This window comes from Xanthomonas hydrangeae (assembly GCF_032697525.1).
Lineage (GTDB): Bacteria > Pseudomonadota > Gammaproteobacteria > Xanthomonadales > Xanthomonadaceae > Xanthomonas > Xanthomonas hydrangeae.
This window is the reverse complement of the sequence record NZ_CP103836.1, coordinates 377,343-391,148: the sequence shown is the minus strand read 5'-3', so window position 1 is coordinate 391,148 and position 13,806 is coordinate 377,343. Positions and strand designations below refer to the sequence as shown.

General features: G+C 64.4%; 9 protein-coding genes. 3 read left to right on the top strand and 6 right to left on the bottom strand.

Annotation, left to right across the window (positions count from 1 at the left end; genetic code table 11):
- Positions 1 to 3: 3 nt before the first annotated feature.
- The 4 genes from NYR97_RS01665 to NYR97_RS01650 all read right to left on the bottom strand — a co-directional run bounded on the left by NYR97_RS01665 (position 4) and on the right by NYR97_RS01650 (position 8,383).
- Positions 4 to 2,493 carry a family 20 glycosylhydrolase gene (locus NYR97_RS01665; protein ID WP_425613024.1) on the bottom strand — a complete coding sequence of 830 codons (2,490 nt, stop codon included), beginning with the start codon at positions 2,491 to 2,493 and terminating at the stop codon, positions 4 to 6.
- A 254-nt stretch (positions 2,494 to 2,747) separates the two neighbouring features.
- Complete coding sequence (locus tag NYR97_RS01660; RefSeq protein ID WP_316696312.1) at positions 2,748 to 3,803, bottom strand: glycosyl hydrolase family 18 protein; 1,056 nt, start codon at positions 3,801 to 3,803, stop codon at positions 2,748 to 2,750.
- A gap of 14 nt (positions 3,804 to 3,817) precedes the next feature.
- Positions 3,818 to 5,497 (bottom strand): alpha-L-fucosidase, encoded by a 1,680-nt coding sequence (locus tag NYR97_RS01655; protein ID WP_205394111.1) that lies wholly within the window; start codon positions 5,495 to 5,497, stop codon positions 3,818 to 3,820.
- A 207-nt stretch (positions 5,498 to 5,704) separates the two neighbouring features.
- The gene (locus tag NYR97_RS01650; protein ID WP_316696309.1) at positions 5,705 to 8,383 is read right to left on the bottom strand and encodes a TonB-dependent receptor; all 2,679 of its coding nucleotides are present in this window, start codon (positions 8,381 to 8,383) and stop codon (positions 5,705 to 5,707) included.
- Positions 8,384 to 9,103: 720 nt separating this feature from the next.
- On the opposite strand from NYR97_RS01650, the gene NYR97_RS01645 reads away from it, so the two are divergent.
- Positions 9,104 to 10,102, top strand: a complete 999-nt coding sequence (locus NYR97_RS01645) for a glucokinase family protein (protein WP_316696307.1) — start codon at positions 9,104 to 9,106, stop codon at positions 10,100 to 10,102.
- A gap of 168 nt (positions 10,103 to 10,270) precedes the next feature.
- On the opposite strand, the gene NYR97_RS01640 is transcribed toward NYR97_RS01645, so the two are convergent.
- The gene (locus NYR97_RS01640) at positions 10,271 to 11,005 is read right to left on the bottom strand and encodes a 16S rRNA (uracil(1498)-N(3))-methyltransferase (protein WP_316696306.1); all 735 of its coding nucleotides are present in this window, start codon (positions 11,003 to 11,005) and stop codon (positions 10,271 to 10,273) included.
- Positions 10,996 to 12,414, bottom strand: a complete 1,419-nt coding sequence (gene bioA / locus NYR97_RS01635) for an adenosylmethionine--8-amino-7-oxononanoate transaminase (protein ID WP_316696305.1) — start codon at positions 12,412 to 12,414, stop codon at positions 10,996 to 10,998. Before bioA ends, NYR97_RS01640 begins: the two co-directional genes overlap by 10 nt.
- A gap of 41 nt (positions 12,415 to 12,455) precedes the next feature.
- Between bioA and nudE the strand changes: the two genes are divergently transcribed.
- Both nudE and cysQ read left to right on the top strand, forming a co-directional pair.
- Complete coding sequence (gene nudE, locus NYR97_RS01630) at positions 12,456 to 13,004, top strand: ADP compounds hydrolase NudE (protein ID WP_043889357.1); 549 nt, start codon at positions 12,456 to 12,458, stop codon at positions 13,002 to 13,004.
- Positions 13,001 to 13,801 (top strand): 3'(2'),5'-bisphosphate nucleotidase CysQ, encoded by an 801-nt coding sequence (gene cysQ / locus NYR97_RS01625; protein WP_316696303.1) that lies wholly within the window; start codon positions 13,001 to 13,003, stop codon positions 13,799 to 13,801. Before nudE ends, cysQ begins: the two co-directional genes overlap by 4 nt.
- Positions 13,802 to 13,806 lie beyond the last annotated feature (5 nt).

Genomic DNA, 13,806 nt, shown 5'->3' with positions numbered 1-13,806 from the left:
GGATCAGCGCGTGGCGGCGGGGGGCGCCTGCGCGGTGGTTTCAATCAACTCGACGGCGCCGATGGCATACAACGGGCCGCGAATCGGTGCGGTGAAACGCAGACACAGATCATGGACGCCGGTGCGTGCAGGCAATGGGGTTTCCAGGGTGAGCTGCTCGCCCACGCTGTCGCCCTGGGGCAGACGCACGCTGGCCAGCAGTTCGCCCTCGCAGCCTTGTCGCACTTCCAGCTCGCCGCCGCGCGATTTGGCCGGGTACTGCACGACCTTGGATTGCTCGTGGGCCAGACCGAAGTTGTTCGGCAGACGTGCGGCCTCGACCCTGATCGCACCGATGCCGTCCAGGCGCGCCTGCGGATAGAGGCGGCAGGCATGGAACAGATCGACGTTGTAGACCGGCGTATCGGCAGCGGTCATCTCCGGTAGCAGCGGCAAGCGCAGGCCGAGCGCCCCCGTTTCGACGCAGTCGCGCAGGCCTTGCGTATCCACGCGCAACAACCCGGCACGATCGAACGTGCGGCTGCGCGTGGCGGCCAGCGCTGTGCCATCGGATTCGAATGCAGTGGCCTTGACCGTGGTCGGCAGCTGAATCGTAAACGGCGCCTCATAGCGCGGCGATGCCGGCGAGGGATCGCTGCCGTCGGTGGTGTAGTGCAGCGTACCTGCGCCAGTCTGGGTGCGGAGCGCCACCTTGGCCGGGCCACCGGCCAGCACGGGATTGGGGCCGGATTCCAGTGCGATATCGGCAGCGAATGCACCGTCGCTATAGTCGATGCCCAGCGCCTTGTAGCGCTGCAATTGCGCCGGCAGGCGCGTCAGAAAGCCCTTCCAGTTGCGCGCAGCCACCGGCGACCACGTCACTTCCGCAACGGCAGACAGGCGCGGGAACAGCGCGTGATCGATATGCCACTTCGATGGAATGTATTCGGACCACAACGCGCCCTGCGCACCGAGTACATGCGTGGCCTGCTCGGCGCTGAGTTCTTTTGGTACCGGGTCGAACGCGTAGACCTTCGACAGCGGCAGGATCGTCAGGCGGCCGTTGGGCTCGTCGCTGCGCGTGGTCTGCAGATTGTCCAGATACAGCCAGTCGCCTGGTGCAAGCACTACATCGTGACCTTGCTTTGCCGCCGTCACGGCACCTTCGATGCCGCGCCACGACATCACCGATGCACTGGCCGGCACGCCGCCTTCCAGAACTTCATCCCAGCCGATCATGCGCCGGCCGTGCTGGGTGAGGTATTGCGCCAGCTGTGCGTTGAACCAGCCCTGCATCGCGTGCGCATCCTTGACCCCGAGCTTGCGCATCTGCGCGCGCACCGCAGGCGAGGCTTCCCATTGGTCCTTGACCGCCTCATCGCCACCGATGTGGATATACGCCGACGGGAACAATGTCAGCACTTCATCCAGCACATTGGTGATGAAGCTCAGGCTGCGTTCGCTGGTGTTGAACAGATACGGGTTGACGCCCCAGTTCACACCGACCTGCGTGCGCTGGCCGGGCACGCCCACCTCTTCCGGATACGCCGCCACCGCGGCCTGCGCATGCCCGGGCATGTCCAGCTCGGGGAGCACGGTGATGTGCAGACGCGCCGCATAGGCAACGATCTCGCTGATCTGTTCCTGCGTATAGAAACCGCCGTAACGCTCGGGTGTGCCGTGCCGGCCGGCACCGGGCGGGGTGCGCCATGCGCCGACCTCGGTGAGCTTGGGATAGCGCTTGATTTCGATGCGCCAGCCTTGGTCGTCGGTGAGATGCCAATGCAGCACATTGAGCTTGTGCGCGGCCATCGCATCCAGCACATGCTTGACCGTGGCCACGTCATGGAAATGGCGGGCCACATCCAGATGCTGACCACGCCAACTGAAACGCGGCCAGTCGCGGATCGCCACCGACGGCACCTCGACCTCCCCCTTGCGCGCGTCCGGTGTCATCAGTTGCCAGGCGCTGATCGCGCCATAGAACAAGCCGGCACCATCGCGTGCGGCAATGCGGATGCCCTTGGCATCCACGTCCAGGCTATAGCCTTCCTTGTGCGCCAGCGGTGCCTGCGGTGTGCGCTCCAGGCGGATGCTGTGCGGCGAGGCGTCGGTTTCGGTGCGCACTTCCAGGGTCAGGCCGCGGGTGCGTTGCAGCAGGCTGGCCAGCGTCTCGGCGCTGCGGCGTACTTCGGCGTTGCCGGTGGGAATCGAGATCACCGTGCCGGTGCCGACGCGAAAGCTGCCACTGCCGCGCCTGGCTTCGGCCGGGGCGGGAATCAGGGGCAGCGGTGCATTGGTCGCAGGCAGTGTCGAGGCGCTGCCGGGACTGGCCGCAGCCGGCGTGCTCGCTACATCGCGTTGGCCGCAACCAGCTAGCACCATCGCAGCGAACGCCAGTGCAAGCAGGCGCGACGACTGCATGCGCAACGACCCCATGCTCGATGATGGCTTGCGCAGCGACAGCAGGCGCGATAACGACAAGCGCAAGCCAGGTGCGGAGTTCGACTTCATGCAATCACATCCCGATGTGGCGGCGAGAACACGGCAGCCACGCACAGTAGCAAAGCCATGCCGGATGACGCAGGGACTGGCGCACGCTTCGTTCGGGTGCGCGCAGGGGGCGTGCTGCGTTGGGAGAGGCGAATGCACTCTCGCCAGCAGCTGCAACGCGGGCGCGGGCGATGCAGGAATCGTGTGTCTGTTCCCGATTCAAGCACCGAACCGCGCCCGCCTGGCAGTGAGCGCAGTAGGTTTGTTGGTTGCTCTTAGCGCTGCGCGCTCGGCAACTCGTCCCACACCTTCGGGTCTTCCGCGCCCAGCACCCAGCAGCTGAAACCTTCCAGACCGTACTGCTTCACCATGTCGTAGCGCGCCTTGAAGCTGCGCGCATCCGGGCGGAACACCCACTCGCGCATGTCGTCGCGGTAGAAGTAGAACCACGATTCCTGCTCGACCGGATCCCATTGCACGGTGGCGTTCTGTTCGATCGCCAGCGGGAACGATTCGTCGGCATCGATATAGGTTGCCGCGATGTTCGACGCTTCGGTGCCGTCTTCCTTCACCGGGTTGCCGGTGTACCAGCGGTAGCCGTAGGTGGCGATGCCGAGCGAGAGCTTGTCCTTCGGCACCTGGGTGATGGCGTAATCCAGATGCTTCTTCATCCACACCATGCCATCCACCGGGCCGGGCGTGGTCCAGCGGGTGTGCTGGTCGTAGGTCATGATGCTGACCAGATCCGCGGCCTGGCCCAGTGCCTTCAGGTCGTACGCACCGCGCCAGTATTCCCACATCCACTTGGAGAACTGGCCGCCTTCGGCATGGCCCGGCGCATTCGGCACCACCGCCACCGACATCTTGAAACCGGCCTTGTGCAGCGCATCGGCGGTCTGCTTGACCATCAGCGTGTAGGCGTCGCGATCGGTCCAGGCGATGTTCTCGAAATCGAACTGAAAGCCGTAGTACTTGTGCTGCTTGCCGTGGATCAGCAGCGACTCGATCATGCGCTTCTTGGCCGCTTCGTCGTGCATCAGCTTGTGGAAACCGTCGCGGCCGGTGGTCATCGACAGGATCGGCATCACCCGCAGCTTGTTCTGCTTGGCGATGTCGTACAGGTAGGTGTTGGGGGTACCGTTGACCAGGCCGTTCTGATCCACGCCGTACCAGGTCGGCACCACCACATCGATCTTGTCGACGTTGGCGATGAACGAGTTGGTCGATTTCTGCGTGTTCATCAGATAGAACAACGCCGTGGGGTTTTTGGCCAAGGCAGGCGCGCAGGCTAACGCCAGCGCGAGCAGTATCCAGGTCAATCGCTTGCTCATGAAAACAGCATCCGTCAGGGAGTGGAGGAAGAAAGATCGATGCGCAGTACGTAGGCGTGTTCGCCCACCGGCTTGGCAGGTAGGCTCAGATGCAGGCCGTCGGCTTGCTGCTCGAACGGCACCTTCTTGCCATTGGCCAGCAGTGTCACGCCGCGCACGCCATCGGCGGGTGTGAGCGAGCGGATCACCGCCTTGCCGCCGGCCGGCCAGCCGAGTTCGATCGCATACAGCGCGCCGTCGCGGGTGGTGAAGCGGAAATCTTCGGCCGTGTACGGCTTGGTTTTGACGTCCTGGAAGGTGCCGCCCACCACTTCGGTGGGGCCTTCGCCATACACGCGCCACGGCTTGCTGTCGTAGATCGCGCCGCCGTTGGTCTTGAGCCACTTGCCGATGGCCAGCAGGATGCCGCGCTCGGTCTCGGGGATCGAGCCATCGGCACGCGGGCCGATGTTGAGCATCAGGTTGCCGTTCTTGGCCACCACGTCGGCCAGCATGTGGATGATGAAGGTCGGCGACTTGTAGGTGTCGTTTTCGATGTAACCCCACGAGGCATTGCTTACCGATGTATCGGTCTGCCAATGGGTGGGATGGATGCCGGTGAGCTGGCCGCGCTCGATATCCAGCGTGCCGGCGCCTTCGGGGAATGCGCCGAGCTTGTAGTTCACCACCACGCCGCGATCGGCCTCGGTACGCGCTGCGCCCTGGTTGTAGTAATACGCCAGCATGGTCGGCAGGCTGCTGCGGAAGGTGGGGTGGGCGATCCACCAATCGAAATAGATCAGGTCCGGCTGATAGGTATCGATCAACTCGGTGGTGCGTGCCAACCAATCGTCCAGCCAGGCCTGCGACACCGGCGTCCAATCGTTGGCCACATCGGCATCGTCCTTGCCCGGCAGGCGCACTTGCGCCGGGCCATACAGCGCCGCATAGCGCGGATCATTGACGTCCGAATCGAATTTACGCCCGCCGTCGAAGAACCAGTTGTGTTCGGCGCGGTGCGAGGACAACCCGAAGTGCAATCCCTGCGCGCGGATCGATTTGGACAACTCGCCCAGCAGATCGCGCTTGGGCCCCATCTTCACCGCGGTCCAGTCGGAGAGCTTGGAGTCGTACAGCGCGAAGCCGTCATGGTGTTCGGCCACCGGCACCACATAACGCGCGCCGGACTCGCGGAACAGTTTGGCCCAGCCATTCGGGTCGAACTTGGGCGCGGTGAATTTGGGAATCAGGTCCTTGTAGCCGGAACTCGCCTGCGGCCCGTAAGTCGCCACGTGGTGCGCGAATTCCTTGGAGCCTTGCAGATACATGTTGCGCGAATACCACTCGCTGCCGAACGCCGGCACCGAGAACACGCCCCAGTGGATGAAGATGCCGAACTTGGCGTTGTCGTACCACGCCGGCGACTGGTAGGCCTTGAGTGCGGCCCAGTCGGGACGGAACGGGCCCTTGCGCGCGCCGGCTTCGGCTTCGCGCACCAACCGCTCGCGCTCGGGTGCGTACTTGGCGGTGGCGCTGAGCCACTGCTGGTCGATCTGTTCGGGGCTGAGCGTGGTGGCGGTTGGCGCGGTGGGCGATTGCGCGCTGAGCGTGGCAGCAGGCAACGCAAGCAGCAGACCGAGCGCGAGCATTCGCGTTCTGGGTGCAGCTCCGGCGTGGCGGCGGGATGGAGCCGCGGGGCGGCTATCGGTCGTCATGGGAACTGCACTCCTTCAAGCGAGACATGTCGGTTGCAGTGCAGCCGGCACGTGGATGGCGAAAGCGGGCCTGGCCATGCTCCCTCAACCGCGAAGGGGCGTGGCCAGTACCACTCCTTGGTACAACATCGAGCTGTGCGCTGCATGCAACGCACAGCTCAAAAAAAGCGCGCCACCGTGGAGGGTCGGTGGCGCGCCGGTGCTACATCAGAACTTGAAGTTCAACTGGGCCTGATAACCGCGGCCGTTCTTGTAGAACGCCGTGGGGGTATCGCGGGTGTTGCTGAAGACCCGATAGGTGGAATCGAGCAGGTTGGTCGCACCGAAGGTGATGCCCATGTAATCGGTGATCTGATACGAGGCGTTCAAATCCAGCTGCTTATAGGCATCTGCAAAGTCACGCGACTGCAGGCGACCGATCTGGGTGAAGTACTTCGAGCGGTAGCTGTAGTTCACGCGCACCGTCCAGTCGCCGTGTTCCCAGTACGGGATCACGTTGTAGGTATCGCGCGACAGGTACGGCAGGTTCAAGCCGGAGCTGGAATCGGATTCGGCAAAGGTGTAGTTGGCCTGCAGGCCAAAACCCAGACCGAAGGTCTGCTGGTAATTGACCGACACGCCGGTGACCTTGGCGTCCGACACGTTGACCGGCGTGGTGACCTGATACAGGCCGGCAATGGCCGGCGGTGCCGGATTCAGCTGCTGGCTGGTGGTGGTGCTGACGATGTAGGAGCTGATGTCGCGATAGAACACTTCACCGGACAACATGCTGGACGGGGCGAAATACCACTCGGCCGCAAGATCGTAGTTGGTGGATTCGTACGGCTTCAGATCCGGGTTGCCGCCATTGGCAGTCAGATCGCCGGTACCGCTGTTGATGGTGAAGGTGCCGGCCAGATCGGCGTAGCGCGGACGCGCGATGACCTTGGCTGCCGAGAAGCGCAGCACGGTGTCGTCGGTGATGTCGTAGGCGATGTTGAAGCTCGGCAGTGCCTTGCGATAGTCGTTGGTCTCGGCCACACGGTCGAAGTTGGTGCCGCCATCGTTGCTCTGCCAGAACTCGGACTTGTCGGTGGTGTCGACCAGGCGCACACCCACGTTACCGCGCCACTGGCCGGATTCGAAGTTCAACTGCGTGTAGACGTTCTGGGTGATTTCCTTGACCTGGAACGAGGCGCCGAAATCGGTGCGGTACGGGCCTTGCGGTTGCGACAACAGATAATTGCGCACCGAGTTCAGGCTGGCGGTCGGCCAGGTGGTCAGGTCGCCGCTGGCGCCCAGGCCGTCGTACAGGCTGCTCGGTGTGCTACCCGGATTGAACTGCGTCAGCGACACCGCGTCGGTGGAGTTGATGCGGTTGCCGCGTGCGTCCACGCCGTTGTTGTGGTTGATGTACTTGTAGCCGAACTGCAGCTTGGTGAACGGGCCCAGTTCCAGGTCGCGCGAGGCATCCCACTGGAAGTACTTTTCCTCGTCCTTGCTCTTCTGGTACGCGATACCGCCGGCCTGCATGATGCCGGTGTTGGTGCCGGGGATATTGCCCTGCTGGCCGGGAGCCAGGCCTGCCGGATTGCCCGGCAACACCCAGTTCGAGGCGCCGCCGTTGTCGTAGTTCACCGCGGTGTTCTGACCATCGAAGGCATAGTTGTAGCCGCCGTCCTGCATCAGGAACTTCATCAGGTATTCGGGATTCTTGCCGCCGGTGGCCTGCGTGCTGCCGATCTGGCTGGTGAACACCCACTTCTCGCCGGACCAGTCGTGACGCAGGTTCAGGCTCTTGGTGGTGACGGTGCTCTCGCGGTAGTTGGCATCCAGCTGCGCGTACGGCTGACCGGCTGCGCCATCGCTGACCGTGGCCGAGGTCACCACACCATTTTCCACATTGGCGCTGGTGATCTTCTGGCGGTCGTCATTACACGCCGGGCACACGTAACGCGCCTGGCTGAAGTTGTTGTACTTGCCCTTGATGTACAGGCCGGTCAGGTTGAATTCGTTCTGCTCGTTCGGCTTCCACTGCAATGCGCCCTGCAGGCCGCTGCGTTCGCGGGTCTGCTGGAAGAACGCGCTGCTGATGCCGGCCGGCACGCGTGCGGTGGCCACATCGCTGCCGTCGCCGGTAATGGTGGCAGTTGGCGGAATGCCCTGGCCGGTGGTGTAGCCGAAGTACTCGATACCGGCGCGCGCCAGGTCCTGCTTGTCGTGCGTGGCGGAGATCAACGCGCCGAAGGTCTCGTCGTCGTTCTTCCAGCTCCACAGCGCCGAGCCGCGCGGATTGCCTTCTTCCGAACGGTCGTTGTAGTTGTAGCCGATCGAGCCGCGGATGGTGTTCTTGGGCAGGTCCAGCGGCTTGCGGGTGTGCACGATCACGGTACCGCCGATCGAGCCTTCGTCGATGCGTGCCTCGGGGGTCTTGTAGACCTCCATCAGGCCGATGATTTCCGGCGACAGCAGGGTGTAGTTGAAGGTACGGCCGCTGGTGTCGGTCGGGTTGCCGCCCCAATCGCCCGAGGCGATGGTCTGGCCGTTGAGCAGCACGCGGTTCAAGGCCGGGTCGGTCCCGTTGATGCTGACCTTTTCGCCTTCGCCGAACTGGCGGTCGACGCTGATGCCCGGCAGGTGCGACAGCGATTCGGCAGCGTTGATGTCCGGGAACTTGCCGATGTCTTCGGCGCTGATCGCATCGACGATCGAGTTGGCCGAGCGCTTGACCGACTGGCTCTTCTCCAGCGACGCGCGGTAGCCGGTGACGGTGATGGTGTCCAGCTCGGTGGTGGCCGAGGGCGCACTGGGAGTGGCCTGCTGTTCTTGTCCGGCAGCCATGGCAGAGCCGGAGCAGTACAGAGCGGCGGTGATACAGAGTGCTAACGTCGTGGTGCGGCTGTGCATGGCTAAACCTCATTGGTTAGTGCTTTGAGCGCGCCTGACCCGTAGTGGGGCGCAACGCGCTCGGCGTGGCCGGCAAAACAACACGCCCTGACCGATCGCGGTGATTGCGCTGGCACGCGTCGTGAGAAGCGGGTCCAGGCGATTCGCGTGGTAGAGGAGGTGTCCCCCGTGTGGTGAAGCGGTGTGGCGAATGCGACTTCAGCGAGTCGAACGTCGGGTGACGCACCACTCACGAATCCGGAATCGGCAGGCGAGGGAATGGCCCGAGGTTCAGTCCCGAACAGTCCATGGCCCCTCCTGCCAGAACCCTGATTTGGATCGAGTCTCGCGTAGCGTTGACAGCGTTGTCAACACATCGTCACAGATCTCTGAAGCGCCTGCGATTGCGCTGCAATGCAGCAAATTTGCGACAGGGTTCCGTTTGCGCCGATGCAGGTGCGCGGCACGGCGTGAGACCGTGCGCGTCGCGATTCGCTGTTTCTATGGTGAATTCGCAATGCAATGCGTCTCGCCGCTGATTTGTGCGGAAATCGCTGTCACAGATGCGGATTTTTGGTGGATGATGAAATCAACAGCGCTCTGCATAAATCGTGATCGCGACGGTTGCGTTACAGGGCGATTGCTGACAACGTTGTCTACCCGTTACCGTTCGTCGGCCAACGGGGCATGACACCGGCCCGCTGCCATTTATCAGGAGAACGCGTGAGCGCAAGCAGCCCAATGGACGCGGTGTCTTTTCCGCGCACCGAAACCTTCGTTGCCGCAGATGTAGGCGGGACGCATGTGCGCCTGGCGCTGGTGTGCGAAAGCATCGATCCACGCAAGCCGGTCACCGTGCTGGACTACCGCAAGTACCGCTGCGCCGATTACCCGGGACTAGCCGAGATCATGTCGGCATTCTTTGCGGAGCTGGGCTGCGCGCCGGTGAAGCGCGGCGTCATCGCCAGCGCCGGTTACGCGCTGGAAGACGGCAGCGTGATCACCGCCAATCTTCCGTGGGTGCTGGCACCGGAGCAGATCCGCAGCCAGCTCGGCATGCAGGCCTTGCATCTGGTCAACGATTTCGAAGCGGTCGCCTATGCAGCCAATTACATGGTCGGCAATCAGGTCCTGCAGTTGTCTGGCCCTCCGCAAGGTGCAGCGGGTCCGGCGCTGATCCTGGGCCCAGGCACCGGGTTGGGCGCAGCGTTGTGGATTCCCAACGGCGCCAACGCGGTGGTATTGCCGACCGAAGCCGGCCACGCCGCACTGGCTGCAGCCAGCGATCTGGAAGTGGCGTTACTGCAGCAACTGCGCCGCACGCGCACGCACGTGGCCACCGAACATCTGCTTTCCGGCCCGGGCTTGTTGAATCTCTATACCGCGCTGGCCGCACTGCGCGGCGAGCCGGCCGTACACGCCGGCCCGTCCGATGTCACCGCCGCCGCATTGGCCGGTAACGACGCGTTGGCACGCGATGCCTTGCAGGCGTTCTGCGGTTTCATGGGGAGCGTGGTCGGCGACATGATCCTGCTGTACGGCGTGCGCAGCGGTGTGTATCTGGCTGGCGGCTTCCTGCCGCAGATCGCCACCTTCATCGCGGAAAGCGACTTCGTCGCGCGCCTGCTCGACAAGGGCGCTTTGCGTCCGGCGCTGGAGCAGGTGCCGGTCAGCATCGTCGAACACGGCCAGCTCGGTGTGATCGGCGCCGCCAGCTGGTTTTTGCAGCACGGGCGCTGAGCATCGCGCATCGCTCGGTGCAGCAATCTGTCTGCACCGAGCCGACCAATTCCGCAGTCCCGTAGGAGCGCCCTTGGGCGCGATGGGCATTGTCGATAACGCTTCATCGCGCCCAAGGGCGCTCCTACGATGTAGAGCGAGCGTCAGATGACCCGCAGCATCGCCGCCCTATAGATCCCCAAACCGCGACTGCAGCGCCGCAATCGCCGCAAGCCCTGCGGTTTCGGTGCGCAGAATGCGTGGACCCAATTGCAACCCGCTGAAACCGGCCTCGCCGAGGATTGCGCGGTCGCGCGGCGACCAGCCGCCTTCCGGCCCGATCGCGACGATCACAGCCTGTTGCGCGGCGACCGGCAGCGTGGCCAGGCGATGCTCGCCATGCGGGTCCAGGGTCAGCCGTAACGCATGCGGCTCGCTGGTCTGCGCCGCGTCCAGCAGGCCCAGTGGCGTAGCCACCGTGGGCACGCGTGCACGCCCGGATTGCTCGCAGGCCGAGATCACCACGCTGCGCCAATGCGTCACGCGTTTTTCCATCCGCGCCGGATCCAGCTTGACCTCGGTACGCTCGGCGTTGACCGGCACGATCGCCGCAACCCCCAGCTCGGTCGCCTTCTGCAGGATCAGATCCATCTTCTCGCCGCGTGCGATCCCCTGGATCAAGGTGATCGACAACGGCGATTCGTTGCACAGCGGCTGCGCACGTTCCACCCGTGCGCGTGCCTCGCGCTTGCCGGCCAGCGTGATGCGTGCGTGGTAGTCGCTGCCATCGCCGTTGAACAGAATGCAGGCATCGCCCTCGCGCAGCCGCAGCACACGCAGCAGGTGATTGGCTGACTCTTCGGGCAGCGTCACCTCTTGATCGCAGTGCAGTGGCAGCGCGACATGCGAGCGGGTCAGGCGCATGCAACGGCCTCCTCGATGGCATGGCGGGTGGTGGCAGCCAGTAGCGCAAGTTGTGCCTCGTCCACGCAGTACGGCGGCATCCAGTACAGCACATCGCCGAGCGGCCGCAGCACCACGCCCTTGTCGAGGGCCGCGCGATAGGCCTTCAGGCCCACCCGCGCCGCTGCCGGGAACGGCGTGCGTTTGTCGCCTCCCTGGGTAAGCTCGAACGCCACGATCATGCCGGCCTGGCGCACGTCCGCCACGGCGGGGTGTTCGCCGATCTGCGCGGCCAGTGCGCGCATGCGCGCGGCCGTGTGCTGGTTGCGCGCAATCACATCGTCGTCTGCAAAAATCTGCAACGTGGCCAGTGCCGCCGCACAGGCCAGCGGATTGCCGGTGTAGCTATGCGAATGCAGAAACGCACGTTCGCGCGAATCATCGAGAAACGCGTCGTACAACTGCTGCGTGGCCAGCACCGCCGACAACGGCAGAAAGCCACCGGTCAATCCCTTTGACAGACACAGCAGGTCGGGCATGACACCGGCCTGCTCGCAGGCGAACAAGGTGCCGGTGCGGCCGAAGCCGGTGGCGATCTCGTCGGCGATCAAGAACGCGCCATGCGCGTCGCACAGTTCGCGCGCACGCCGCAGGTAAGCCGGGTGATACATGCGCATGCCGCCTGCGCATTGCACGCGCGGCTCCAGGATCAGTGCGCAGATCTCGCCGGGCGATCGTTCGAACAACGCCTGCAACGCATCGGCGGCCTGCAGCGCATAGTCTTCTGCGCTCTGCCCGGGCTCGGCCAGATACGCATCCGGCGAAGGCGCAAAGATCGATTCCAGCAGCAGCGGCGCATACACGCGCCGGTACAGCGGAATGTCGCCGACCGACAGCGCGCCGATGGTCTCGCCGTGGTAGCCGTTTTCCAGGGCCACGAAGCGGGTGCGGCGATGCTCGCCGCGGTTGTGGAAATAATGGAAGGCCATCTTCAACGCCACTTCCACGCCGGCCGACCCATTGTCGGCATAGAACACTTTAGATAGCGGCGCGCGGCCGGCCTGACGTGGCGCAATCGCCAACAGGTGCTCGGCCAGTTGCACCGCCGGCGCATGCGTGAAGCCGGCCAGCATCACCTGCTCCAGCTCGCCGGCCTGGCGCGCGATGGCCGCGCCGATGCGCGCTTCGGTGTGGCCGAACAGGTTGGTCCACCAACTGCTGACCGCGTCCAGATAGTGGCGGCCGTCGTAGCCGACCAGCCACGCCCCGTCGCCACGTGCGATCGGCACGAGTGGAAGTGTGTGCGGGTGCTCGCGCATCTGCGTGCAGGGGTGCCACAGCACCTCAAGATCGCGTTGCCGCCAATGTTCGGCAGCTTGAGAGGCTGCCGGGTCTGCTAGGATTTCGGGCTCATGAACATGTCGATGCATCCGCCTATTCTATCGGTCGCCTCAGCCGCTGCGTGTCACGCATGAGCCCGCGTCTGCCGACCATCCACAAGATCACCGATCTCGGTGACGGGCCGTTCCGTCGCCAGCAACTGGATCTGGAATTTTCCAACGGCGAGCGCCGCTTGTACGAACGCCAACTCAGCCAGGGCCACGGCGCGGTGGTGGTGGTGCCGATGCTGGATGCGCAGACCGTGCTGCTGGTGCGCGAGTACGCCGCCGGTGTGCATCGCTACGAACTGGGTCTGGTCAAGGGCCGCATCGATGCCGGCGAGACGCCGGAGCAGGCGGCCGACCGCGAACTCAAGGAAGAAGCCGGTTACGGCGCGCGCCAGGTGCAGGTGTTGCGCGCGATGACGCTCGCTCCTACTTATATGAGTCACCAATCCTGGTTGGTGCTGGCGCGCGATCTCTACCCCGAACGGCTGGTTGGCGACGAGCCCGAAGAGATGGAAGTGATTCCCTGGCCGATTGCCCGTCTGGACGACTTGATGCTGCGCGACGATTTCTCCGAAGGCCGTTCGCTGGCTGCCCTGTTCATTGCGCGCGAGTGGCTGGAGCGCAATCCATGATCCGCATTCCGATGGAACTGCGCGAAACCGTGATCGCCATCGCCCGCGAGGCGGGTGAGGCGATCATGCAGGTCTACGCGCAAGACTTCGCGGTGCAGATCAAGGACGACGCCAGCCCGCTGACCCAGGCCGACCTGGCCGCCAATCGCGTCATCGTCGATGCGCTGCACCGGGTCACGCCCGACGTGCCGGTGCTGTCGGAAGAATCCGCGCACATCGCCTGGGAAGAACGCCAGTACTGGACCAGTTACTGGTTGGTCGACCCGCTCGACGGCACCCGCGAGTTCGTCAAGCGCAACGGCGAGTTCAGCGTCAACATCGCGCTGATCCACATGGGCGCGCCCGTGCTCGGCGTGGTGCAGGCGCCGGTCGATGGCCGGGTCTGGTACGCGGCGCGTGGCGAGAATGCCTACCGCCGCGATGGCCTCCGCGACGAAATGCTGCAGACGCGCACGCCCGCCGCTACTCCATTGCGGGTGGCCGCCAGCCGCTCGCACCGCGACACGCGCACCGCGGCCGCACTGGAGCGCATGGGCGAGATCGATGTGGTGGCGCAGGGCTCGTCGTTGAAGTTCTGCCGCATCGCCGAAGGCGATCTCGACGTCTATCCACGCTTCGGCCCCACGTCCGAGTGGGACACCGCTGCCGGCCAGTGTGTGCTGCATGCCGCCGGCGGCGTATTGCTGGCGGGCGGCTCCGGCAAGCCGTTCCGCTACAACCGCCGCGACACCTTGCTCAACGGTGATTTCATCGCGCTGGGCGATCCGAATCTGCCGTGGCGCAGTTGGCTGGTATGAGCGTC